This window comes from Aphanizomenon sp. UHCC 0183, from assembly GCF_009712065.1.
GTDB classification, from domain to species: Bacteria; Cyanobacteriota; Cyanobacteriia; order Cyanobacteriales; family Nostocaceae; genus Dolichospermum; species Dolichospermum heterosporum.
Map to the genome: position 1 here is coordinate 49,806 of NZ_VILC01000037.1, position 22,433 is coordinate 72,238.

The window sequence follows — 22,433 nt, forward strand, 5'->3', positions numbered from 1 at the left end:
TATGGCTTGCGCCACGCTACGCTATCAGACAATTTAATTACCGTCACGTCAATTTTTCTAATGTTGCGTAGTCTATGCTAAATATCCCAACCCCAAACAACCAAATTATGAAAACTAGAACTAATCAAATTCTTCTATCTATCAGGGTAAGCTTATTTGGCTTGATTGCTTTCACTCCTAGCATCAGTATTGCCCAACCAATCGCACAACTTAACAACTGGGAATTTCACCCCAAATCCCAGCAATTAAAAATTAGTCTCTCCGCAACTGCAACACCCCAATATTTCCAACTGATGCAACCACCACGAATAGTTCTCGATTTGCCTAACACCAAATTGGGTAAAGTCCTCACTCAAAAAGAATATTCAGGCGCAATTCAGAGAATTCGTATCTCTCAACTTAACGCCAATATTACCCGCATAGTCCTTGACCTCGCACCAGGAACTCAATTACAAACCAATCAAATACAACTTCAACCTCTTTCTCGACAAAAACCCACGCGCTGGGTCTTAAATCCTCATATTACCTTTTCTCCTGCTAACAGTCTCTTAACCACACCCTCCACTAGCCTACCACCATCCACAAATCTCACCACTAACTCCCAACAACCCTTAATCACCGTCCCACCCCTAAATTCTCAAAACCCCTCACCCATAATCAATTCCCCCCTTCCTCCCGCAATGTTGCCCACACCTGAAGAAAACAAAAATAGTTCCCCAAATAACCCTAAAGAAATTCCCATTATTGAATTTGGTCAACCTTTACCCAGCCAAAAATTTTAGATTTAGGGACTTCCAAGAAATAAATTATCCTGATTAACGAACCACGGAGGCGCAGAGGACACAGAGGAATAAGGGTTTGAGAGATTTTTGCGTTAGGTGGTTTATCGGTTGTCAAGAGATTGCTTCCTTTCACTCGCAATGACAACTCATGCAGCACAGGTTTATTAGAGACTTCCAATCAAAAAAATATCCCAAAATTTCTTGTGGTGCGGGACGAATTGCCCGCTAATCATCAAGGACGGGCAAGGATGCCCATCCCACAAAATTGGGTAATTTATTTTTTGGTGTTCTCTTACAGATTTATCTACTGGTTTCTCAACCCAAAAATTTGTAACAATAGAAATCAGCAGGTTATTTTCCTCAGTTCCAATATTTTTTGGTAGTTTTTAGACATGAGTAATACCAGTAATTTTCGTGAAGCTTTCCGTGAGGCGAGAACTCATGGACTTGTTGGACCTAATGTCATCGCTAACGCCCTCCCCTATGTCGGCGCTGGATTGGTGCTGACAGCATTGGGAACTTATGGTGGTTTAGGCATTATCCGCACTAACCCTGGACTCTTTTTTCCTACCTTCATTGGGGCGGTAATTCTCGAATTAATTTTGTTCTTCGTTGCCCAAAATGTCGCATCCAAAGGTAACAAAGCCCTAGCTTTACCTCTATTGGGTATTTACAGTCTACTATCTGGATACACATTGAGTGGCTTGGTATTTGTGGCTTTGAGAACCCAAGGGGTAGGTATTCAAGGTATTGGTATTGCTGCTCTTAGTTGTGGAATCACCTTCATTGCTGCCCGAAAAATCGGTTCTAATCTTTCGGAAGCAGATGGGATGGCGTTGACAAAAACCGTTAGTTTGGGCATTGTTGCCTTATTGGTGGTTTGTCTTCTCCAATTTGCCTTTGCCTTGTTTGGTGTTTACACACCCAGTTGGTTAGAAATTGGTATCTCTGGTATAGGTGTATTTCTCTTCGCTGGAGCATCAGTAGTTGATTTCTACATCTTGCCTCGCACTTATCGCAATGATGAATATTTGCCAGCAGCTTTGTCAATGTACCTTACCTACATCAACTTATTCGTTTTTATCTTACGCTTGCTTATTGCTATCAATGGTCGTGATTAAGTATATTTAGGCTGAGAAAACTCAAACTTGTCAGGAAAGAGGAAAAGGGAAAAGGGAAAGAAAAATCTTTAACCTTCTTCCTCCTGACTCCTGACTCCTGACTCGGTGACTATATTTAAAATCTTTCCGTATCTTGAGGACTTCCCACAGCCCCCGGTTGAGATAAAAAGAAATTTTGAGCCGATTCATTTTGATAAATACATCTAATATCTGGCTTTTCACTATTTAAGTCCCCTGTAAACCCAAAGGTATTGAGACGATTCTTACATTCTCTTACCTGGTCTGATGTTACAAGTTTTTTATTTTCTAAAATAGCCCAGTTATTTTGACGAATAACACATCCAGGACGGATATTTGGCTGGGCAACAAAGACATTAAAGGGATTAAGAGTTACAAAGAGTCTGGCATCCATTACCATTGCACTAGATCCATACTGCACACAAATCTCAGGATTTGGCGCTCTAGTATCAATGAACTCACGGGAAGCCACATTTGATGAACTCAATGTAGTTGTCGAACTAAACGCAATCCCAATCCCAATTCCCAAAATCAGCACCGCTCCAAAAATGGCAATGGTGACGAAGTTAAACACCGGGGATTGGAACATAGAGGGTTTAGACGGATTAGTTGGTCTATTATTAGCAGATTTACGTCTCATTTTCGCTTTATTACCTTCGTCCCAAGAGTGGTTTTTTAATTTCTCCCTTATTCAGTATGCCGATCCTTGAAGATAATTATCCCCTATTTTCAATTTTAAGGAAAATATAAAATAAAAAAAGCCCGCATTAGCGGACTTCCTAGCTTTAAAAAATCTACCGACTATTTTGCATTCTGACTCTTAGAAGTGTAATAAACCTTACTACCTGTATCTGGAACAAAATGACAACCAATAGCGGAATTCCACAAAGACTTCCAAACTGGTTCTTTCGATTCATGGAAATACTCACCCATAATTGGTTTAATTGCCTCAGTCGCTTTCAACAAATTGTAATGAGGCATATTCAAGAAAATGTGGTGAGCAACATGAGTACCGATATCATGATGAATGTGGTTAAAAATCCCATAATCTCGGTCAACACTAGAAATTGCCCCTTTCAGGAAAGTCCATTCTTCCCCACGATACCAAGGAATTCCGGGTTCAGTGTGGTGTAAGAAAGTCACCAAATCTAACCAAATGATAAAGACAATATAAGGGCCAGCGTAGTATTTTAACAACCACATCCAACCATATTGATAAGTGAATAAACCTAACACAGCCACCATACTAATCCAAAGGGTGGTGCTGGTGATAATGTCCCATTTTTCTGAAGGCTTAAACAGCGGGCTGCTGGGTGAAAAGTGAGAACCTTCTTTACCAGGAGAACGCTTGAATAAATAAACTGGATAAGCCAATAAGAACAGATAAAAACGCCCTATTCTTTGCGCTAAAGGCATCTCATCATACTCTGATTCAGAGACAGGATACCAGCTTTCATCATTCTCTAAACTGCCTGTATTTTTGTGGTGAGTTCTGTGGCTAATTCTCCAACCATGATAAGGAACAAGAATGAAAGTATGGGTAATATGACCAACTAGATCATTTAACCACTTATACTTAGAAAAAGATTGGTGTCCGCAGTCATGACCAACTACAAACAAAGCCCAAAACATCGTTCCTTGCATTACCCAAAAAATTGGCCAGAAATACCAAGAATCTAGGTAATTGGCAACTGCATACAGCAGTCCCACAATCAGAACATCACGAAAGAAATAATAAAGCGATTTAGTCACACTAGGCTGAAAACATTCAGCGGGAATAGCAGCTTTTAAATCCTGAAGAGTAAAAGGTAACTTTTCTTTACCTTCACCAGGTTGGGAACTAGGGTCTTGATTAAACTGGATTGTATCTAATTGCACTGGATTGGTTGATTGTAAATTATCAATTAACTGTGAGGTAATATTTAGTTACCACTGGAATTTAAACAGAGAAATATTGGCAATTTTACTCAACATTCGTGGTTAATTGCCAAACTAAAGGAACTGGTGATGAAAGTACAAGTAAGCAATTAACAAATTTATACTTTCTAAATTCATTCCTAATTATTTCGCTGCCCGGTATGCGTCAAAAGTAGTATAACCAATATCAGTTTTGTAGAGTTGACATTGATTAGTGATTTCTTTCATCAAATTCCAAGAGAACTTATATTCATCATGGAGATAAGTACCCCAATTTCCTTTGATGCTACTGTAAGCCAACCGTAAATTATAGGAAGGAATAGCAGTAGAAATATGATGGGGAACATGAACATTAATATCGTGACAAAGAACTTCTACCCACTGAGGGTAATCACAATGAATTGTCCCAAATAACTGTGCTAAGGCTTCATTCCATTTATCAGCAGTTGAAAAAGGAACATCTGGAAGAGTGTGGTGAACAATAGTGAAGGTACTCATCCAGAAATGGTAAACCATCCAGGGAATAAACCAGAATTTAACAAAGCCCCAAACACCAGTTGTAATAATCAAAGTTGGGAAAACAATAGCGGCAAAAGCTGCAACTACAGCCACAGAAAGTTTGACACTAGCTTGGTCTTTTTTCTGAAAATTGCGCCAATCAAAATGCACAACTGCCCAATGGCCAATAGAACCTACCCACCAGAGACGTTGACGCATAAACAACTCAAAGGCAGATTGTCTATTCTTAGACCAACCTGCAAAAACCTCTGTTCTAATAGGATGCCAAGCGTTGTCTTCGTCTAGCTTGTTAGTATGTTTATGGTGATGATTATGTTTAATCCGCCAGCTATGAAAAGGGTAAATCAAGAACATCATGAAAAAATGTCCCACTAAATCATTTACCCAGCGACGGTTTGCAAATGAACGATGACCACAATCGTGACCAATAACAAAAAAACCTGTTAAAGCAGTTCCTGTAAAAATCCAAGCTAGGGGTAAAAGAAACCAAGGGGAAATTGCGATGAAATAATAGCCCAATGCAGCCATAGATAAACTGAGAATTACAGTTGTCCAGGCTTTGCGGCTATTTTTCTGGAAACATTCCTTGGGCAGACTTTTGATAATATGCTTTAGTTTTATTTGGTCTTTGCCCAGGTCTGTGGAGACCGTTATTTCCTGACTTTTGATGATTGATGTAGTCATGAATACCTGAAAAACAACAGACTGCAACACAACGTTACTAAAAAACGTAACTTGCTGCAAAGTTTTGTAACATTAATTTCTGAGATTATAGCAACTTAACAACCACTTAGGATAGTTAGTTAGCAATTAAAATTTAAAAATTTTAAATTGCCCCATTTGCACACAAAAAGTCAATAGTTTCCAGCCAAAGATTGACTATAAAACTATTGACTTTGAGCATGAAATCTGTATTATGCCTTTCTCTCTGCCAGTTTCACATTTGTTGCTAGACCCAGTAATTGCAATAACTGAATTGTCATCCAAGTCATATCAATTTCCCACCATTCCAAACCATGACGAGCAGAGTATTGAAAAGCATGGTGGTTATTATGCCAACCTTCGCCAAATACAAGAATAGCAACCCACCAACAATTAGTTGATCTGTCACCAGAATCATAAGAGCGGTATCCGAATTTATGAGTAGCACTATTTACCAACCAAGTACAGTGATAAACCCAGATAATGCGGACAAAAATTCCCCAGACCACCATTGGCCATCCGCCTATGAAGTATAAGACCAAGCCCAAAGCAATTTGTAAGAAAATGAAATATTTCTGTAAAAACTGATAAACTGGGTCATCAATAATGTCTTTAGTGAAGCGAGGAACTTGATCGTGAGCGGGAGCGAAATGAATCATCCAACCCATGTGACTCCACCAGAAACCTTGATTTGAATCATGGGGATCAGATTCAGTATCGGAATGTAAGTGGTGAATTCGATGTGTACCCACCCATTCGATGGGACCACCTTCACAAGAAAGTGTGCCAAAAATCACCAAGACATACTCTAACCATTTGGGTGTTTGAAAGCTACGGTGAGTAACAAGACGGTGATATCCCAAAGTAATACCTAAACCTCCAGTTACCCAGTAGAGCAATAAAGCCACACCAACTGCCTGCCAGCTAAAATTGCTAGGAACTAGGGCAAAGAGAGCGCCGACGTGCAATGCAACGAAAAATAGGGTATTGACCCAGTTAATGTGAGGTTTAGAAGTAGCAATTGTCATGCAGTAACCTGAATAGAAATTGTTCAGCCTAGTCTGCGCGATCCTAAAATCCGCATATCTATTTTATGTTTTTGAATGAGGAAACGATGAACAGCTTTGAACAGCTGCGGGAAGCAGAACAGGCGCTATTAGAAATTTTTTCTGGTATTGACGCTCAGGTCAAGCATAATCTTAAACGAGTATTAGATGCCTTTCGTCATCACCGAGTAGGCGCACACCATTTTGCAGGCGTAAGTGGCTACGGACACGATGATTTAGGACGAGAAACCTTAGATAAAGTTTTTGCCCAAGTGATGGGTGCTGAATCTGCGGTGGTGCGAGTGCAGTTTGTTTCGGGAACTCATGCGATCGCTTGTGCGCTGTACGGTGTTCTTCGTCCTGGGGATGAAATGTTAGCAGTAGTCGGTTCTCCCTACGATACTTTGGAAGAGGTAATTGGCTTGAGAGGACAAGGCCAAGGTTCTCTTATTGATTTTGGCATAAAATACCGCCAATTGGAATTAACTGATCAAGGAAAAATAGATTGGCAAAACTTAAGCACTAGCATTACTGACAACACAAAGTTAGTATTGATTCAACGTTCCTGCGGATATTCATGGCGACCAAGCCTTTCCATAGCCGACATAGAGAAAATTGTTTACATAGTCAAACAGCAAAATCCTCACACAGTTTGTTTCGTAGACAACTGCTACGGCGAATTCATAGAAACCCAAGAACCAACCCATATTGGTGCTGACTTAATGGCTGGTTCATTGATTAAAAATCCTGGGGGTACAGTCGTGAGTGCAGGTGGTTATATAGCCGGACGAGCAGACCTAGTAGAAGCCGCCGCTTGTAGACTGACAGCCCCCGGAATTGGTAGCGAAGGCGGAGCAACCTTTGATCAAAATCGCCTGTTATTCCAAGGATTATTTTTAGCCCCGCAGATGGTAGGGGAAGCGATGAAAGGAACATACCTAACAGGTTATGTATTTGACAAACTGGGTTATCCAGTTAACCCCCCACCATTAGCACCCAGAGGAGATGTGATTCAAGCCATTAAACTGGGTTCAGCCAAAAAACTGATCGCCTTCTGCAAAGCCATACAGCAGCATTCCCCCATCGGTTCTTACCTGGAACCCATACCCGACGATATGCCAGGCTACGAAAGCCAAGTAGTCATGGCTGGGGGGACATTTATCGAAGGGAGTACCTTGGAATTATCGGCAGATGGTCCATTGCGAGAACCTTATGTGGTTTATTGCCAAGGGGGGACTCATTGGACTCATGTATCTCTTGCTTTACAAGCGGCTATTGAGGCAGTAGGGACTTTATGAGGTAAGATTTTTGCACGCAGAGACGCAGAGGCGCAGAGAGATGATTGAGAATGAGATTTCGGGAGTTATTGTTGATGTGGCTTACAAGGTTCACACTACTTTGGGACCTGGTTTGTTGGAGTCGGTATATGAGACGGTGATAGATGTTGAATTGAGAAGGCGAAAGTTGGAGGTGAGAAGACAGGTAATTATTCCCATCATCTATGATGGTGTGGTTTTGGAGGAAGGTTTCCGGGCTGATTTGATAGTTGAAGACAAGGTGATTGTCGAACTCAAATCAGTGGAAAATCTCCATCCTGTACATAAAAAGCAGCTATTAACCTATCTACGTCTTGCTGATAAAAAAGTCGGACTACTAATCAACTTTAACGTCCCACTCATCAAAGACGGTATCACACGCATAGTCAACAAACTCTAAAAACTCTCCGCGCCTCTGCGCCTCTGCGTGAGCCATCATTTCGGTAACTTATACTGCCCCACTATCCGCTTCGCAAACTCTGGTACATGAGATTCCAACTTCTCCCCATGATTCCGCTTCACATACAGATAATTTCTCGCAAAGTGGGAATCTATGGAAAATCTCGCGTATTCCAGTCCTTTGGGTCCGATTTTATCTATGACTACTCCCATTAATTTCGCTGCCCACATGGGTAATGTCACTGCTTGATCATAAGCTGGTATGCTTTGCTGTACTGCTGGTTTCCGGTTTCCTTGGGACATGACTGGTTGGGTGTGGAGTTGGTCTTTGACGAGTTCGAGCATTTCTTTGCCTGTATCGTTTCTGACTACTATCCATTGCCATTGGTAGGGTGCGCCCATATACCCAACGACGATATCAGCGAGGGAGTTGACGTAATCGAAGCAACTCATACATGATGGGGCGAAGATGTCTTTGAGGACGTTGGTTTTTAAGCCGAAGAAGGGGACTGTTTCTTCTGAACCGTCTTCGTGTTTGAAGTGGACTCGGAAGTCTTGCATAAATTCGTAGCTGACTACTGTTTGGGGGGAACGGCTGGTTGTTTCTAGGAATTTTTGCAGTCCGGCGCGAGTAACGTTATCTACGCATGGTGTTCCCAGTACGTAGAGTTTTTCTAAGCCGAGTTTTTTCTCTACGGCTCGTAATGCTTGGATTTGACAACCTACTCCGATGACTAATAACCTCTTCATTCCTGATTTTTCTATCTCTTCTAATACAGAAAGATTGGGGGATAGGGTAGGTTTATTGACTTTGGCTGCTAGTATTTCTTCGGCTGTGCGGGCGATAATGGGCATGGGTTGAAAGCGGTCTTCTTTAGTGTTTTGGACACAGACTACCCCTTCTACTAAGCCACGATTGAGCATTTCTATGGCTATACTGCTAACTATTCCTGTCCATTGTGCGCCTTCTATGGGTTGTTGTTTTCTGGCGGACATCATTTCTTGGTGTACGCCAAAATATAGTTCGTTTTCGTCTTCTAGGTTGCGGGGGCGGTTATGGGTGGTGGTTTCTAGTTCGTCTATTCTTTGGGTAATGAAGGCGCAGGCTTCTTTGACGTAGTGGATGTAGTAGGTGTCGCATAGTCCGCATTCGCTACATAGTTCTTTGGCGGGGCGCACGCTTCCGGGTTTGAGGGCTTTGGCTTTTTTGTGTTTGCTAGAATCTATGGAGGTCATATATTTTGATTGTTTTACTCAAATATCGCTTTTATTACCTTACCGTTACAGGCTATGAACTTGAAAATAGAGATTGAACAAGAGGAAGATGGACGCTTTATTGCGGAAGTGATTGATTTTCCCGGTGTGTTGGCTTATGGAAACACAAGACAGGAGGCGGTGGCTAAGGTTCAGGCTTTGGCTTTGCGTGTTTTGGCTGATAAACTGGAACATGGGGAAGTAAAACCAGATTTATTTAGTGTTTCTTTTGCAGCAGCATGAGTCAATGGTCTAGTCAAAAAGCAAAGCGCGTTTTAGCTGCTTTGTTACGTATTGGGTGGAAAATCAAACGTCAATCGGGTTCACACAAAATTCTGTCACATCCTGATTGGGCTGATTTTGTCTTTGCTTTTCATGATAATGAAGAGATTGGTCCGAGAATGTTAGCAAGAATCAGTAAACTTACTGCTTTAACTCCTGATGATTTGTGATATGGATTTATTTGTAATTGTGTGCATTTTATAGTTATTGATAAAGAAATTGACATTCTCAAGCCTTCTAACTTAGAATTTAGCTTGTTATTTTATTAACCTCTTACAAATGAAAGATAACATTTTTGACTTTCTGAAGGGATACAGTGCAGAAGATATTAGTGAAAGAGTTTCCTTGTACAAGTTATTTGGCGGATTCTTGTTTGCATTTGCACTTTTCTATGCAGCGTTTTGGTTTGTTCCGCACTCAGATACTGTCAATGACATTTTTGGAATGAAAATTAGTAACGCATTCGGAAGTCTTGTATTAGCTACTGTTACTTGTATCATAGTAATACTATTTGTCGGTAAGAAGAACCAGTCTAATCCATAAAATTTATCCACTTATGAATTTTTTCTTAATCAGCCTTCGGTTAATTTATTGAGGGTTTTTTGCTGTTAATATACATCTTCCATTATCCCACAAAACCGCCTGAGAATTAATTCTCAGTCTCATAGCGAAAGTCTGTTAAAACAGACTGAATAAATATCAATCTTGATTCAGTTTTAGCTGAATTTTGCTATTAGCGTAATTTCTTGGCGGTGGTGATATCATTTAAAAAATGTATTAAAATAAAAGAAATAACATGAAATGGCCTCAGCATTTTCCTGAAAATTGCCCTTCTGAAGCTGCTCAACCAATTTCAGGAACTATTTAGAGGATGTTTGAAAAGTGGTATTCCGTAATTTTCATCACATTGCTACCCCCCTTTCCCCTTGTAAAGGTGGGAAACAATAAAAATCCAGTTCCCTCCCCTTTACAAGGGGAGGGTTAGGGTGGGGTAAAAAATATTTGATACATCAACCATAACTTTCCAAACACCCTCTTACCGTCTGGTAGATAATAACCCTCCTACATCTGATGATTTTAGATCATGGCGTGAACAAAATATAGATCAACTTTGTCCTAAAAACATCACAGAATGTCAAACTTGTGGACTCTCAGTTTTTACCTCAGAAGCAGGAGTTTGTAATGCTCGTAATAAAATTCCTGCACTTCGCAAAAAACAAGTAGCATTAGGATATGGAAATTCTGATTTAGGAGTAATGTTAAACACACCTTCCAGAAAAACAGGTAATGATCATCATACTTGGTGGTTTCCAGCTAATCAAGAACCTTGGCGAAATTTTGAAATTGTTAATATTACTTCTCCTGACTAAACATGAGGTTTATCTATGAAATTACTACCACAATACCCACCGCTAGTAAACCTAGAAATTATTGAAATCTATGAATATTATGATTTTCCCTGTTTATTTAGCTGTCAAAATGCTTCAGGACAGATTTTTTTAGCTGTTTGGATAGATGAAACACCAGATCATAAAACTTGGCTTTATTCTCCTATGTCAAAAGGAAGATTAAAAAGTATTCGTTCTGGTAATATTGATTTATATGATGCTTTTAGAAAATCAGAAGATGGTTTTATTTATCAAGCTATAATTCCTGAAAATGATAATTGGGATGTTGTAGAAATTATATTTTGTGAAAATCTCAGTGATGAATGTTTACCTGTATCTGGGGAAACTATTGATTTTTCCGATGCAGCTTTTCCTCTGGAAAATAAGGAAAAAATCAAGATTTAATTTAAAAATACAAGTATCTATAAAAACTACAAAACTCAATTAAAAACTATCTGATAAGAATCTTTATGCTTACAGCAGATATAGAATTTTGGTTAGCATTAGCAAATCTTAAATACTAAAACAGTCAATCTATTGAATTGGATTTTCTGGACGCAAAGATATTAAGTTTTGCAGATTTTTGAATTATTTGTTAATCAAACTTCAAATTTGTTTACAAAATCGTCTGAAACCGCTTTAATAACGCTATTTTTTGGTTTGTAACAGTTAATTGATATTTGTTGTCAAAATCATTGTTTTAGTTAGACTCTAAGAATACAACAAAGCAATTATTCTTATGAACGCTATTTCTAACCTCAATTTGAAAAAGTCAACTTGGCAAACAGCCATTCTCTTAACTCTGGGCTTTTGGCTGAGTGCTAGTCTGGTGTTAGATTGGGTAATTATGCCTAGTCTTGCTGTTGCTGGGATGATGAATGAGGCAAATTTTTCTACAGTCGGTTATGTGGTTTTTGGGAATTTTAATCGCTTAGAATTATTGTCTGCTGCTGTGGTTTTAACTGCTGTGTTAGCTATTAGCAAAACTCAATCTAATTGGCGTTTGGGTATCATTGCTTTATCTGGACTTCTGTTAATAATCGTATTTCTAGATACTTATTTCCTAACTCCCCAAATGTGCGCTCTGGGGGCTAATTTTAGCTTACTCCCTCGTTATTCAATGCCACCAACAATGAATTTATTGCACGGCGGTTATTTTCTGTTGGAAGTCTTGAAGGTGGTCGGAGGGGGTGTGCTTTTAAATTGGTGTTGGCGGGAAGCTTAAAGTCAGAGTTTTTTGCTTTTTGAATTATTCCTCGTCACTGTTGGGTAATAATAGACGGATGGCGAGGATGGCAAAACCGATGGCTGCGATCGCTTTTAAAATGCGTGTAGGTAAAAATTGGGACACTGCACCACCAGCCAATGCGCCCAGGAGACTTGTTAATACTAAAGCGCCCGCTGTACCAAAAAATATAGCTTTTCGAGATTGTCCCTGTCCAGAAAGTGCGATCGCTGCTAACTGACTTTTATCACCCAATTCTGATAAAAACACTGTTACAAAGCTTAGTCCTAAAAGATGCCAGTTCATAATTCCCTAATTCACAATATTTATAAGTATTAACCCTGAATCACATCCCACACCAGCATCAGAGAAATTAACAGCAACATCACCCCGGCTGATTTCTCGACGGTTTTCGGGCTGAGTTTTGTGGATATCCAACCACCTAACAATACTCCCAGTAAGCTAGTAGTAATTAATGCTACTGCTGAACCTAGAAAAACTACCCAGGGGGCATGGGATTCTGCACTCATTAATAAGGTGGAAAGTTGGGTTTTATCACCAATTTCTGCGAGAAAAATTGTGATAAAGGTTGTCCCAAAGACCATAAATACAGATTCTTTCGGTTGGGGATGATCCTTAACTATAGTCTGATGTAACTGGCTTTCAGTTTCCGATAATTGGGAAATGCTGACAGGTGGAGTATCAAGTTTCACAGGCGCTAATATTGTCTCTAGGTTGTTTTCATATTCTTTTCATTTTCTCATATTGTTGTCATAAATTGCAACTGGATTTCTCAAAAACCGACAGCTTGATCAAAACGGATTTGTTCTAAACTGCGATCGCTCTGCTTATATACTGCAAACGGTTCATAGTTTAACCAAATATGAAACCCCTCTCCAAACCTCTCCCTCCCCTACAAGGGAGGGAAAAGGAGCAGCTTTTATAATTGGAGAGGCTTTGAAGCTTGTTCTTTGTATGATAAACAAGTCCAGTTTCTAGCCGTTTTGAGTATACTCGTCAAGAGGCAATATCAAGCAAATAGCAGTATTTATTTTTTGCATAAAGACTATTGATGAGAATACGCGCTTAATTAATGATATTAAAAAGTAATCTAAAACAAAATCTCTGATCATAACTTTGAGTGGTAAAATACCCGATATAGAGCGAATTGAAGATATTCATCTCAGAAGTTCTTTTAGATTCTCTATATAATTGCTTGTTAAGAAAAGTAAGAAGTATGAAAATACAGAGTTTTAAATTCAGTAACAATAAAGAAAATTGGCACATTGAGGAAGTTAAATTTGAGGATCTAAATTTACTTGTCGGTGGTTCTGGAGTTGGAAAGACAAGAATTTTAAAGGCACTTGAATTGATTCGTGATGTTGCATTAGGTAGTAATCGTAATTTAGATAATTTGGAATGGAGTATCAATTTTTCTCATTTAGGACAAAATTATAGGTGGGAGTTAAAAAGTTCCTCAACCAAAAAAGAAGAAATATCTCTAAATGTAAATGAGTCAAAACAGACTGAAATTGTTTATGAAAAACTAGTTAGATATGATGATGATTCTGAACTGGAGATACTTATCCGTACTATTTCAGATTCAAAATTCAATAACAAAGATTTGCCTAAATTGAAAAGAACTCAAAGTGCAATTACTCTTTTTTCAGAAGAAGATTTAATTATTCCAGTCGATCAAGCATTTAAGCAATTAATATTCAATTTTGAAACTTCCCAACGGGTTATGTTTAGGATTGATTCCGATATTCTCACTACATATTTAGATGAAGAAGCAATAAACCCACCAAGTCTTTTTAAATATGTTTTTGCGGATGTTCCAGCAATTATAAAGGCTTTTTATTTACAGAAATTTCTTCCAGATGTTTTCCATGAAATTAAAGAGTATTATATTGATATTTTTTCAAAAGTTAACAATTTCAGAGTTAGTAGTGAGAGAAATTCAGATGTTGATTTTTTGCTATCCTTTGAAATTCAAGAAAATGGTTTAGAAGACTGGATTCCTCAAGAGCGAATTTCATCAGGGATGTTTCGTACTTTAATTTTTTTAATTGAAGTAATTACTGCTCCTGAAGAGTCAGTAATTTTAATTGATGAATTTGAGAACAGTTTAGGAATTAACTGTATGGCTGAACTAACAAATTTTATCCTTGATAAATCCCCAGATGTACAGTTTATACTTACTAGTCATCATCCATATATTATCAATAATATTCCTTGGAAAACTTGGCAAATAGTTAGTAAATCTGGAAATAAAGTCAAAGTTAGAAAAGCTTCTGACATTCCAGCACTTGATACAGCTTCTAGCTTGGATAAATTTACTCAGTTGATTAATTTACTTAACTGGGAGGAAATTTCTGAGTGAATCTTTTATTTTTAGTTGAGGGTGGAGAGACTGAGCCAAGGGTATATAGGGCATGGTTAAAACATTTATTTCCCAGGTTGACTTTTGTGCTTACTCCTGAAGAGATGACAATTAATACTTGTCGAATTATTGCAGGTAATGGCTATCCGAGTATGGTTAGTAGACAGAATAACAATTCAGAAGTTTCTCGACTGGAAGCCTGTCTAATTGATATAGAAAGATTCGGCAATGTCAACCATTTTTTTATATGTATTGACTCTGAAGACCATTCTTATACTGCTCGTTTTCATGAACTTAAATCTAAACTTGATGATCTAAAGTCAGGCTACAATATAGATAGTTCAAAAACAGAGATTCACATAATAATTCAGCATTGCTGTTTTGAAACCTGGGCATTAGGTAATGCAGAAATTCCTAACGAATATCCTTTACTTAGAAGTTCCAAAATTTTATCAGATTTCCAAGCATACTATGATGTTTTAGTCAATGATCCTGAAGAAATGTCCTGCTGTCCAACTGGACGTACTTTTAGCACGAAAGCGCGATTTCATAAACACTATCTACAAGAATATCTCGGACAGTTTGGTTTGTTTTATAGTAAGAAAAATCCAAAGGTTGTAGAGGATAAAAAGTATCTAGATGCGTTAAAAAAGCGATGTGAATCAATGAATCATTTATCTAGCTTGAAATTATTGTTAGATATATGGGATCGCATAGAAACTTTGTAAGCATTAGCAAAACTTAGATACATCAATGTGAATCTCCCATTGATTACTGCGCTTAAAAACACAATGAGAGAATAATTATATGAATTAAATCACAACCCGACGGCTTGATCAAAACGGATTTGTTCTAAACTGCGATCGCCATAAACCCCCTCAATTTGCTGACGACAGCAATCAATGGCAAAATCGTTGACATCTTCCGCTTCAATTCCATACATCTCTTCAAATGTCTCTGCTACCACACGACAAAACCGGGGACGGGTGGAGTAGATTTTACATTCCCGCGCACCATGATCATAATTTACGCACCATCCCCCCTCGCCGACCATACTGAGATAAAGTTCTAAATCCGGTGGTGAAAGATACTCTTCTAAGTCTGGACGATCTGCTGGTGTTAGGTTACAGCAAGCACCACACTGAGATATACATTGCCAAGTAGCCATATTTTTAACCTTTTAATCTTCCTGTTATACCCATGTATAGTTAATCTTCCTGTTATACCCCTGTATAGGGTGATTAGGATATCAATCATGAAACTCTGACAACAAAAGGATTTTACTCCTGACTGCTGACAAAGGGCGCAGACCCTGCGCCCCTACCTCCTGCTATATTCTACTTTTTTATGACTTTTTCTATAATTTTGTGAACTAAATTAAATTTTAGATCCCCTAAACAGATATGATAAGTTGCGGGTTTTACGATTGAATTATTAAATCTTTTTAAACCATTAAAATCATTGGGAGGAAAAAATGGAGATTTTAGCTAACATCAATTGGGAAGTTGTCTTGCAGTTAACTTGCGTGGGACTAATCGTGGTTTCCGGTCCTATAGTAATCTTCGTTCTAGCATTTCGCAACGGCAACCTGTAGATTGGGTCATGGGTAATGGTTTATTTAATCACCAATTACCCATTTACAAGAATCGGGGTTTAAATCCCCGCTTAAAAAAGTTTCTAATCTTCAATTCATCGCAGAGGTAAACAAAGCCTGAATTGCAGTTTGAATAATTCCTTCATAGATGGGTTGAGACAAATCTATCCGTTCTGCATTGTCGCGGTTGAAACCTAACAGACCAAATTTATCTTCTGGTTGCATAACTAAAACTTTACCTTCAGAATTCTTAACTCTTAATTCCCTACTCATACCATTTTCATAGATTCCACAGGTATATTGACGCTGTTTATATTCAAAACTACCCCGTGTTTGATTTGATGAATTAGTGAAAAGTTCAAGAACGTGATTTGGGAGTTTTGCACCGATTAACTCCATTTCAATGGTAGTTTTACCATTAAAGTTATTTTCCCTCAATTTGTAAGCAATATCCAATCTTAATGGTAAGGGAAAATAGTCACCCCAACGCCATGCTATGCCTTTAATTTCTTGACGCTGATTGTCTATAGTTTGGGATACAGTTAATTTAATGTGACCTTTACCAACTACTTTCTGTTCAATCACTTGAACATTCGCAGTCCAAAAAATTGGATCTGAGTTATCAATACCACAGGGATGAAGAATATTTAACTGTTGGAAAAGATCCTGATTAATTTCGTGAATATTAACTTGAGTATCAATTTTCAACAGCGGTTTCAGGTGTTGAGGTTCTAAACACTGATTTGCAAATGCAGATAACCGCAATCGAAATTCTGGTAAATTCTCTGCTGGTAAAGAAAATCCCCCCGCAGCTTTGTGTCCTCCAAATTTACCTAATAAATCCCGACAAGCATCTAAAGCTGCAAATACATGAAATTCAGGAATTCCCCGGGCTGAACCCCGAATTATGCCTTCATTTTCGTAAGTTCCAATAAAGACGGGAACACCATAACGTTCTAGTAAGCGGGAAGCGACAATCCCAATTACACCATGATGCCAATTATCTTTGATAACAACTAATACGCGGTCTTTTTGTAAAGAGTTTATATATAAATCTTCAACAATAGAAATGGCTTCTTTTTCAATTTCTTCACACATTTGTTGACGTTGAACATTAGTTTGTTCACACTGGATAGCTTTGGCTAGTGCAATACTAAAATCATCGGTTGTGAGTAAATCAATGACAATTTGGGGATCACCAATTCTGCCGATAGCATTAATTCTTGGTCCCAATCGAAAACCAATATCTTCGGGTTTTAAAGATTTGGAATTTTGATTTTTTTCTGCTTCACTAGCTTGAACTCCGGCAATTTGAATTAATGCTTGTATCCCTGGTAAAGTAGATTTTGGTAATATATTTAAACCTCTTTTCACCCAGCGACGATTCACACCAGTTAAAGGGGCTAAATCGGCAATAGTTCCTAATGTAAATAGGGCTAAAAGGGGCTGCACTAAACCTTTAAGTTCTCCTAATTGCTGTGCTAAACAAACGGCTAAAATATAAGCCACACCCACACCAGCTACACCTCGATAAGGAGAGGATTCAGCGATTAGTTTCGGGTTAAGAATTGCATTGGCTGGAGGTAATATTTGGGGAATATCATGATGATCTGTGATAATGACTTTTAAACCCAATTCTCTGGCTTTGGTAATTGGTTCAACGGCAGAAATTCCGTTATCTACAGTGAGAATTAGTTTCACCCCTTCATCATGAAATTCTTGGACAATCCGGTTATTAATGCCATAACCATCGTGCATTCGACTGGGGATAGCATAATCAACATCAGCACCTAACGCGCGTAAACTGCGGAGTAGTAAAGCAGTGCTGGTCATACCATCTGCATCATAGTCGCCACAGATAGCTATTTTATCTTGATTGTTTATGGCTATTTCCAATAATTCCACACTTGCAGCTAAATCAGGAAATTCCTCCAAAGGAGAAGGTAAATTCAGAGATTCAGGATCTAAAAATATTTTTGCATCTTCTGGGTTTCTCATCCCCCGATTAATTAACAATTGGCTGATAATGGGGGAAATATTCATTAAATTTGCTAACGTTAAACTAGCTTCGGGATTTGTTGCTGCAATTTGCCAACGTTGATTGGGTAAGCGTCTAATTGATTGGTTATTGTTCATTGCCAATTTCCGTCTTTTTCATTGATCATGGCGCGTTATACTGTCGCTAACACAACCTACGTATCTTTTTTAAAATCAAATATTAGTTCTATATAGAACTCATATTGGATTCTTGAGAAAATTAGGTATTGTAGGGTGCGTCAGACTGCATAAATTCTATCAACAAACAGATTTGTAATATCTGACGCACCCTACGTATATTTTCATAAATCAAATATTATTCCTATATCTATAATACATAATTCAGTATTTTTAATTATTTATTAACAATTCTTACTACAAAACTGATAGTATCTTCATGTAGAATCTGTTTTGATACAAAACTCCAAGTACCAAGTGATTAATCATGAGAAATTGGCAGCAGAAATTATTTGTAGGCTTACTTTGTTGTGCCTTTTTAGTTTTCGGGTGGCAAAATAGAGTATTCGCAGCAGGAATTACTAACAACAATACTCCAATCCTCAAAGCAGAATTAGCCCAATTAGAAGTAACCCAAAATGTCTATGACTATCTATTGCAATATCAACCAGAAACTTATAATGTTCTCACCAAAACATTAGCAGATAGTATTGAAGATGCCAAACAACCATTAGCAGATGAAGTAGTTAATAATCTTTGGGCTTTATCTCCAAATAATCCCCAAGTAAAATCGAGATCAAATAATGGCAAAGTAGAATATTTGATGTCAACTTGGAAATACACAAGTAACCCAAATACAGATTGGCCAATAGGTGCAAAGAAATTACTACCTTATCAAACTTGGTTTACCGCAGTACCACAAGTAAAAGAATTTTGTCAAAAATATCAAGCAATTGATAGCAATATTCCTGATAATGTTGAACTCTCATTGCGGTTACAGCAGTATTTAGGATTAATCTTAAATAAATATTCCACTAAGACTCATTTTGTAGAAATGTGGGTAAAAGCCGAAGATTTAAGTAGACCATGTATTGATGGAGAAATTAACGATTCTAGTTGTAATCTTTTACCTTTACCTGTTCCTGATAGTAGTCCTGTTGTTAAGGCAATATACACCAATTCCTACACCAATGCCAAAAAAGAATATTATCCTTGGTCTGGTTTAGGTTATACTTATGACTGGGGAAATCCTCAAAGACCCCATCAAGGACCAAGTGAATTTATTATTAATCCCACTCCAGAAAAACCTGTAGAAGTGGAAGTTGTTTCTGTGACACCGACGCAAGAATATTGCCGGAATCAGATTGTACAATAAGGTTTTTGTGAAATAGGTAAAGAAACGAGAATAAAATCTAATAAAATAGCTAGACTGAAGGGATAGTCAAAATATAGGAAAATTTTGGCTAATCCCTTATTTTTTTTATGACTTCTTTCATTATTTATACTACTAATCTTGATCACTACAACTATCATCTTTAATACTGAATAGCTTAGACTGATAACTTCCCTCTCCTGAAAACGCTACACGAATACAAAAGGTATCGCTTTTTTTGAGCAATTCCACTATAGTAGTGAAAGGTTGTTTTCCTTTGCAAACAAGGTAGCAACATAACAACCAGATAATTCTTTACTTAATCAACATAACTTTGAAATGGCTGTAGGCGGACTGGATAATGTAATTGAAATTGCTCATCGGGTGTGGGGCATAGAACCACACCGCCATGTGCGTATCCCGTCAGCAAACAGCAATGAGCAACCTATACCTGTAGATGCTCTATGGACAGATTACGGTCTTCGTCCAAATTCTAATAACTTGTCCTTCATCGTTCAATCTGTTCATGAATCAGAAATAAACGCATGGAAACAGAGATTACGTTATTGGCCTGTTCGCGCAGGGTTGTTAGTCTCAGATGAAATTTATATACTTCAATATTACACTCCATCGGGCAAATTAGAAGAACGAATTGTAGATCGTGACTCTCTATACTTAGAACTAACTAGACCAGATAGCCACTTATTTAAACCAAAAGCACTGGCAGAATTTCGTACTGGTCAGCTAACATTAGCAGATATTGAAGAACCTGTTTCTGAACGGAGTTTTTCTTTTCTTCTGCGACAAAGAGCCGAATTAGATCAAGCATTTCAAACAGCAATTCAAGAGGTGCTTACAGAAATTGGTATTTTTAAAAGGAGAAATTCAAAAAGTAAAATATCTTCTCGTAACGAAATAGCAGGTCATGGAATTCGTGTAGCGATCGCATTTTTAGCAGCAAGGATTTTAGAAGACAAAGGCTTTTTTGGGACTGACTCACGGATTCCTACCGATGATCCTCGTCTTTTACTTAATCTTACAGTACCTCATGCTAATGGTTTTTTTAAGAAAGCACTTGAAGAGTCAATACCTTATCTTAGCGACAGAATATTACAGCGTTTAGCAGCTAACTTAGGTAGTCGAGTTAGTTTTGCACTGGTAGATCATCGAGATGTGGGATTGCTGTATGAACGAGCTATCAAAGAATTACCCAGTTATATTGAAGGTGAACAATGGACTGATTTACAGCGACACTATACACCAATAGCGATCGCTGAAAAAATGCTGGAATTATTACCTTTAGAAAGATTACGTCCAGAAGAACGAATAATTTTTGATCCGGCTGCTGGTTCAGGTAGTTTGCTATTAGCTGCTACATCACGTCTAGCAGGGATGATTGATATTCCTGAAAACTTAGAAGCAAGAAAATCTTATCTTGCAAATCATGTAGTGGGTAATGATTTAGATCAATATGCGGATTTAGTAACACAATTACGATATACCCTAGCAAGAGAATCACTAGGTCAAGATATTCCATTTCCATTTCCTAATAACTTTACTCATGAAAATTATGAGTTATTAAATAAAGATAATTTATATATGAAGCCGCGTGTTATTGTTGCCAATCCTCCTTTTGAAAAAGATGGCAATATTGAACGAGCAGCAGAATTTGTAAAGATAGCACTAAGTTGGTTAGATAAAGGTTCTCAATTTGCTTTTATTCTGCCTCAGTCTTTCTTGATAGGTTCAATGTACGGTATACCAAATGTACGCAAATTATTTACAGAAAAATGCCAAATTTTTGATGTTTGGCAATGTCCAGAAGGTACTGTTGGTATTAATGCTAATCAAGATATATGTGTTGTTTTAGGAAGTGTAGGAAAACCCAAAATAAAAATACCAACAATTGCACGAGCAATTTTTACTAGAGCTAAAATCAATGATACTCGTGAGAATGGTTTTCTAGGTTCAACGTGGATTTCACAATTAGATTCAAATTATGAAAGTGAAAGTTGGAAATCAGTTACAGCACCATCTATTACTATAAATGTTCCAACCATACCATTAGGAAGTCTTTTCTTTGTTTTTAATGGGGTTAAACCTGGTAATCTTGGTAAAATCTATCCACCATTAAATAAATGTCCAGAGGGTATTAAATGTAAGCTTTACTGGCGTTTAACTTGGCATGATAAAAATCGGCTTTGGGCAGATCCAGAAAGCGTGGATAAAGATCAGCGTTACCTAAGATATGGTAGACAATATCTTAATGGATCTCGCATTGAAAATGAGCCTTTATTAGACTTACCTAAAGTTTTAGTGGGTAGCGATGTTAATCGCGGAACTTCAAATCCTCTAGCAGCCCATCTTGATACTATAGGTCTGTGTCCCAATAATCATATATTTTGTATATTTCCCATTAAAGAAGCAGGTAAACATGATAAAAAATACGATCTTTGTCAAGAATGGGAAGAATGGGAAGAATGGGAAGCATTAAGCTATGAAGAACAAAAATTATGGCTTTTGGGTATTCTGGCATCAAAAATAGCAGGAGAACTTTCTTTAGAAGGTAGAAGTTCAAGAGGTATTACTAGAGATTTATTGTATCAACTACCCCTACCTTTTTCGATTGACTATAGAATAATTGAAATTACTCGTCAAATAATTGAACGGGATCAACAACATCTGGAAATTCCTAAACCAGACGAATTACGCATAAAATTAAATGAAATCGTAGAAGAATCCTATGGAAATCCTCATTGGATAGAAATTAAACGAACTGGAGAACCACCAGAATTAGAATTATGGAAATCAGAACAAACAAAACCTACATTTACAGTGCGTGGTCAAGTTTTAGAAGTTTCTCAAGATAATAGTCAAATTCACTTGTATTTGAGTGGTTTATTAGATGACAATAGAGAAAACTGGTTGCCAGTTTTACCAGAAATGCCTGGTTGGGCGCTGGATGGTACAGTTTTTAAAGCTGAACTAAGTCAGGATGTCGAAACATTTGAAGAACTTGCCCAACGTCCTTGGGCTATCAGACAATTTCGCCATACTCCTCGTCCCTATCTAACTGACGATGAGCTAAAAGAAGAATTAGGGATAGAGGAGTAAAAGTAA

The 22,433-nt window shown here is 37.8% G+C and carries 23 protein-coding genes; 14 read left to right on the forward strand and 9 right to left on the reverse strand.

Features of this window, described 5'->3' with window-relative positions; genetic code table 11:
* Window positions 1–107 precede the first annotated feature (107 nt).
* Window positions 108–782 (forward strand): AMIN domain-containing protein, encoded by a 675-nt coding sequence (locus FJR37_RS14315; RefSeq protein ID WP_052149955.1) that lies wholly within the window; start codon window positions 108–110, stop codon window positions 780–782.
* 392 nt (window positions 783–1,174) lie between these two features.
* Entirely contained in the window at window positions 1,175–1,903 is a 729-nt protein-coding gene (locus FJR37_RS14320; protein ID WP_168466314.1) for a Bax inhibitor-1 family protein, read from the forward strand.
* A 115-nt stretch (window positions 1,904–2,018) separates the two neighbouring features.
* Here FJR37_RS14320 and FJR37_RS14325 read toward each other — a convergent pair whose 3' ends face one another.
* The 4 genes from FJR37_RS14325 to FJR37_RS14340 all read right to left on the reverse strand — a co-directional run bounded on the left by FJR37_RS14325 (window position 2,019) and on the right by FJR37_RS14340 (window position 6,087).
* Window positions 2,019–2,561: a DUF3172 domain-containing protein gene (locus FJR37_RS14325; RefSeq protein ID WP_027401792.1), complete on the reverse strand. Its 543-nt coding sequence runs from the start codon at window positions 2,559–2,561 to the stop codon at window positions 2,019–2,021.
* Window positions 2,562–2,722: 161 nt separating this feature from the next.
* Entirely contained in the window at window positions 2,723–3,799 is a 1,077-nt protein-coding gene (locus FJR37_RS14330) for a fatty acid desaturase (protein ID WP_168466315.1), read from the reverse strand.
* Between the two features lie 183 nt (window positions 3,800–3,982).
* Window positions 3,983–5,041, reverse strand: coding sequence for a fatty acid desaturase (locus FJR37_RS14335; RefSeq protein ID WP_168466316.1), 1,059 nt, complete (start codon window positions 5,039–5,041; stop codon window positions 3,983–3,985).
* A 230-nt stretch (window positions 5,042–5,271) separates the two neighbouring features.
* Complete coding sequence (locus FJR37_RS14340) at window positions 5,272–6,087, reverse strand: acyl-CoA desaturase (protein WP_168466317.1); 816 nt, start codon at window positions 6,085–6,087, stop codon at window positions 5,272–5,274.
* A gap of 86 nt (window positions 6,088–6,173) precedes the next feature.
* On the opposite strand from FJR37_RS14340, the gene FJR37_RS14345 reads away from it, so the two are divergent.
* Window positions 6,174–7,403, forward strand: a complete 1,230-nt coding sequence (locus tag FJR37_RS14345) for a methionine gamma-lyase family protein (protein WP_168466318.1) — start codon at window positions 6,174–6,176, stop codon at window positions 7,401–7,403.
* Window positions 7,404–7,443: 40 nt separating this feature from the next.
* Window positions 7,444–7,821: a GxxExxY protein gene (locus FJR37_RS14350; protein ID WP_039202947.1), complete on the forward strand. Its 378-nt coding sequence runs from the start codon at window positions 7,444–7,446 to the stop codon at window positions 7,819–7,821.
* A gap of 35 nt (window positions 7,822–7,856) precedes the next feature.
* On the opposite strand, the gene FJR37_RS14355 is transcribed toward FJR37_RS14350, so the two are convergent.
* Complete coding sequence (locus FJR37_RS14355) at window positions 7,857–9,056, reverse strand: Coenzyme F420 hydrogenase/dehydrogenase, beta subunit C-terminal domain (protein ID WP_039202946.1); 1,200 nt, start codon at window positions 9,054–9,056, stop codon at window positions 7,857–7,859.
* 54 nt (window positions 9,057–9,110) lie between these two features.
* On the opposite strand from FJR37_RS14355, the gene FJR37_RS14360 reads away from it, so the two are divergent.
* The 5 genes from FJR37_RS14360 to FJR37_RS14385 all read left to right on the forward strand — a co-directional run bounded on the left by FJR37_RS14360 (window position 9,111) and on the right by FJR37_RS14385 (window position 11,969).
* Window positions 9,111–9,317: a type II toxin-antitoxin system HicB family antitoxin gene (locus FJR37_RS14360; protein WP_027401799.1), complete on the forward strand. Its 207-nt coding sequence runs from the start codon at window positions 9,111–9,113 to the stop codon at window positions 9,315–9,317.
* The gene (locus FJR37_RS14365) at window positions 9,314–9,526 is read left to right on the forward strand and encodes a type II toxin-antitoxin system HicA family toxin (protein WP_039202944.1); all 213 of its coding nucleotides are present in this window, start codon (window positions 9,314–9,316) and stop codon (window positions 9,524–9,526) included. Before FJR37_RS14360 ends, FJR37_RS14365 begins: the two co-directional genes overlap by 4 nt.
* A gap of 109 nt (window positions 9,527–9,635) precedes the next feature.
* The gene (locus tag FJR37_RS14370; protein ID WP_039202943.1) at window positions 9,636–9,899 is read left to right on the forward strand and encodes a hypothetical protein; all 264 of its coding nucleotides are present in this window, start codon (window positions 9,636–9,638) and stop codon (window positions 9,897–9,899) included.
* Between the two features lie 842 nt (window positions 9,900–10,741).
* The gene (locus tag FJR37_RS14380; RefSeq protein WP_168466319.1) at window positions 10,742–11,149 is read left to right on the forward strand and encodes a DUF6575 domain-containing protein; all 408 of its coding nucleotides are present in this window, start codon (window positions 10,742–10,744) and stop codon (window positions 11,147–11,149) included.
* Between the two features lie 334 nt (window positions 11,150–11,483).
* Window positions 11,484–11,969, forward strand: coding sequence for a hypothetical protein (locus FJR37_RS14385; protein WP_168466320.1), 486 nt, complete (start codon window positions 11,484–11,486; stop codon window positions 11,967–11,969).
* Window positions 11,970–11,993: 24 nt separating this feature from the next.
* On the opposite strand, the gene FJR37_RS14390 is transcribed toward FJR37_RS14385, so the two are convergent.
* A complete protein-coding gene (locus FJR37_RS14390) occupies window positions 11,994–12,275 on the reverse strand; it encodes a TMEM165/GDT1 family protein (RefSeq protein ID WP_027401802.1) in 282 nt (93 codons plus the stop codon).
* 29 nt (window positions 12,276–12,304) lie between these two features.
* Window positions 12,305–12,682, reverse strand: a complete 378-nt coding sequence (locus FJR37_RS14395) for a TMEM165/GDT1 family protein (RefSeq protein ID WP_027401803.1) — start codon at window positions 12,680–12,682, stop codon at window positions 12,305–12,307.
* A 524-nt stretch (window positions 12,683–13,206) separates the two neighbouring features.
* On the opposite strand from FJR37_RS14395, the gene FJR37_RS14400 reads away from it, so the two are divergent.
* Both FJR37_RS14400 and FJR37_RS14405 read left to right on the forward strand, forming a co-directional pair.
* Window positions 13,207–14,352 (forward strand): AAA family ATPase, encoded by a 1,146-nt coding sequence (locus FJR37_RS14400; RefSeq protein ID WP_168466321.1) that lies wholly within the window; start codon window positions 13,207–13,209, stop codon window positions 14,350–14,352.
* A 104-nt stretch (window positions 14,353–14,456) separates the two neighbouring features.
* The gene (locus FJR37_RS14405) at window positions 14,457–15,080 is read left to right on the forward strand and encodes a hypothetical protein (protein WP_168466322.1); all 624 of its coding nucleotides are present in this window, start codon (window positions 14,457–14,459) and stop codon (window positions 15,078–15,080) included.
* An 89-nt stretch (window positions 15,081–15,169) separates the two neighbouring features.
* Here FJR37_RS14405 and FJR37_RS14410 read toward each other — a convergent pair whose 3' ends face one another.
* On the reverse strand, window positions 15,170–15,520 hold the full coding sequence (locus tag FJR37_RS14410) for a YkgJ family cysteine cluster protein (protein WP_168466323.1): 351 nt from the start codon (window positions 15,518–15,520) through the stop codon (window positions 15,170–15,172).
* A gap of 306 nt (window positions 15,521–15,826) precedes the next feature.
* Between FJR37_RS14410 and psb30 the strand changes: the two genes are divergently transcribed.
* A complete protein-coding gene (gene psb30, locus FJR37_RS14415) occupies window positions 15,827–15,946 on the forward strand; it encodes a photosystem II reaction center protein Ycf12/Psb30 (protein ID WP_096669873.1) in 120 nt (39 codons plus the stop codon).
* Window positions 15,947–16,036: 90 nt separating this feature from the next.
* Here psb30 and recJ read toward each other — a convergent pair whose 3' ends face one another.
* Window positions 16,037–18,082 (reverse strand): single-stranded-DNA-specific exonuclease RecJ, encoded by a 2,046-nt coding sequence (recJ, locus tag FJR37_RS14420; protein ID WP_168466324.1) that lies wholly within the window; start codon window positions 18,080–18,082, stop codon window positions 16,037–16,039.
* A 346-nt stretch (window positions 18,083–18,428) separates the two neighbouring features.
* On the opposite strand from recJ, the gene FJR37_RS14425 reads away from it, so the two are divergent.
* Window positions 18,429–19,316, forward strand: coding sequence for a hypothetical protein (locus FJR37_RS14425; RefSeq protein WP_168466325.1), 888 nt, complete (start codon window positions 18,429–18,431; stop codon window positions 19,314–19,316).
* A 336-nt stretch (window positions 19,317–19,652) separates the two neighbouring features.
* Window positions 19,653–22,427 (forward strand): N-6 DNA methylase, encoded by a 2,775-nt coding sequence (locus FJR37_RS14430; RefSeq protein WP_168466326.1) that lies wholly within the window; start codon window positions 19,653–19,655, stop codon window positions 22,425–22,427.
* The last annotated feature ends 6 nt before the right edge of the window (window positions 22,428–22,433 follow it).

Bases quoted from the DNA above. Each gene is read 5' to 3' on its own strand.
- FJR37_RS14315 (WP_052149955.1), top strand. From the start codon at position 108: ATGAAAACTAGAACTAATCAAATTCTTCTATCTATCAGGGTAAGCTTA.
- FJR37_RS14320 (WP_168466314.1), top strand. From the start codon at position 1,175: ATGAGTAATACCAGTAATTTTCGTGAAGCTTTCCGTGAGGCGAGAACT.
- FJR37_RS14325 (WP_027401792.1), bottom strand. From the start codon at position 2,561: ATGAGACGTAAATCTGCTAATAATAGACCAACTAATCCGTCTAAACCC.
- FJR37_RS14335 (WP_168466316.1), bottom strand. From the start codon at position 5,041: ATGACTACATCAATCATCAAAAGTCAGGAAATAACGGTCTCCACAGAC.
- FJR37_RS14340 (WP_168466317.1), bottom strand. From the start codon at position 6,087: ATGACAATTGCTACTTCTAAACCTCACATTAACTGGGTCAATACCCTA.
- FJR37_RS14345 (WP_168466318.1), top strand. From the start codon at position 6,174: ATGAACAGCTTTGAACAGCTGCGGGAAGCAGAACAGGCGCTATTAGAA.
- FJR37_RS14350 (WP_039202947.1), top strand. From the start codon at position 7,444: ATGATTGAGAATGAGATTTCGGGAGTTATTGTTGATGTGGCTTACAAG.
- FJR37_RS14355 (WP_039202946.1), bottom strand. From the start codon at position 9,056: ATGACCTCCATAGATTCTAGCAAACACAAAAAAGCCAAAGCCCTCAAA.
- FJR37_RS14360 (WP_027401799.1), top strand. From the start codon at position 9,111: ATGAACTTGAAAATAGAGATTGAACAAGAGGAAGATGGACGCTTTATT.
- FJR37_RS14365 (WP_039202944.1), top strand. From the start codon at position 9,314: ATGAGTCAATGGTCTAGTCAAAAAGCAAAGCGCGTTTTAGCTGCTTTG.
- FJR37_RS14370 (WP_039202943.1), top strand. From the start codon at position 9,636: ATGAAAGATAACATTTTTGACTTTCTGAAGGGATACAGTGCAGAAGAT.
- FJR37_RS14380 (WP_168466319.1), top strand. From the start codon at position 10,742: ATGAAATTACTACCACAATACCCACCGCTAGTAAACCTAGAAATTATT.
- FJR37_RS14385 (WP_168466320.1), top strand. From the start codon at position 11,484: ATGAACGCTATTTCTAACCTCAATTTGAAAAAGTCAACTTGGCAAACA.
- FJR37_RS14390 (WP_027401802.1), bottom strand. From the start codon at position 12,275: ATGAACTGGCATCTTTTAGGACTAAGCTTTGTAACAGTGTTTTTATCA.
- FJR37_RS14400 (WP_168466321.1), top strand. From the start codon at position 13,207: ATGAAAATACAGAGTTTTAAATTCAGTAACAATAAAGAAAATTGGCAC.
- FJR37_RS14405 (WP_168466322.1), top strand. From the start codon at position 14,457: ATGACAATTAATACTTGTCGAATTATTGCAGGTAATGGCTATCCGAGT.
- FJR37_RS14410 (WP_168466323.1), bottom strand. From the start codon at position 15,520: ATGGCTACTTGGCAATGTATATCTCAGTGTGGTGCTTGCTGTAACCTA.
- psb30 (WP_096669873.1), top strand. From the start codon at position 15,827: ATGGAGATTTTAGCTAACATCAATTGGGAAGTTGTCTTGCAGTTAACT.
- recJ (WP_168466324.1), bottom strand. From the start codon at position 18,082: ATGAACAATAACCAATCAATTAGACGCTTACCCAATCAACGTTGGCAA.
- FJR37_RS14425 (WP_168466325.1), top strand. From the start codon at position 18,429: ATGAGAAATTGGCAGCAGAAATTATTTGTAGGCTTACTTTGTTGTGCC.
- FJR37_RS14430 (WP_168466326.1), top strand. From the start codon at position 19,653: ATGGCTGTAGGCGGACTGGATAATGTAATTGAAATTGCTCATCGGGTG.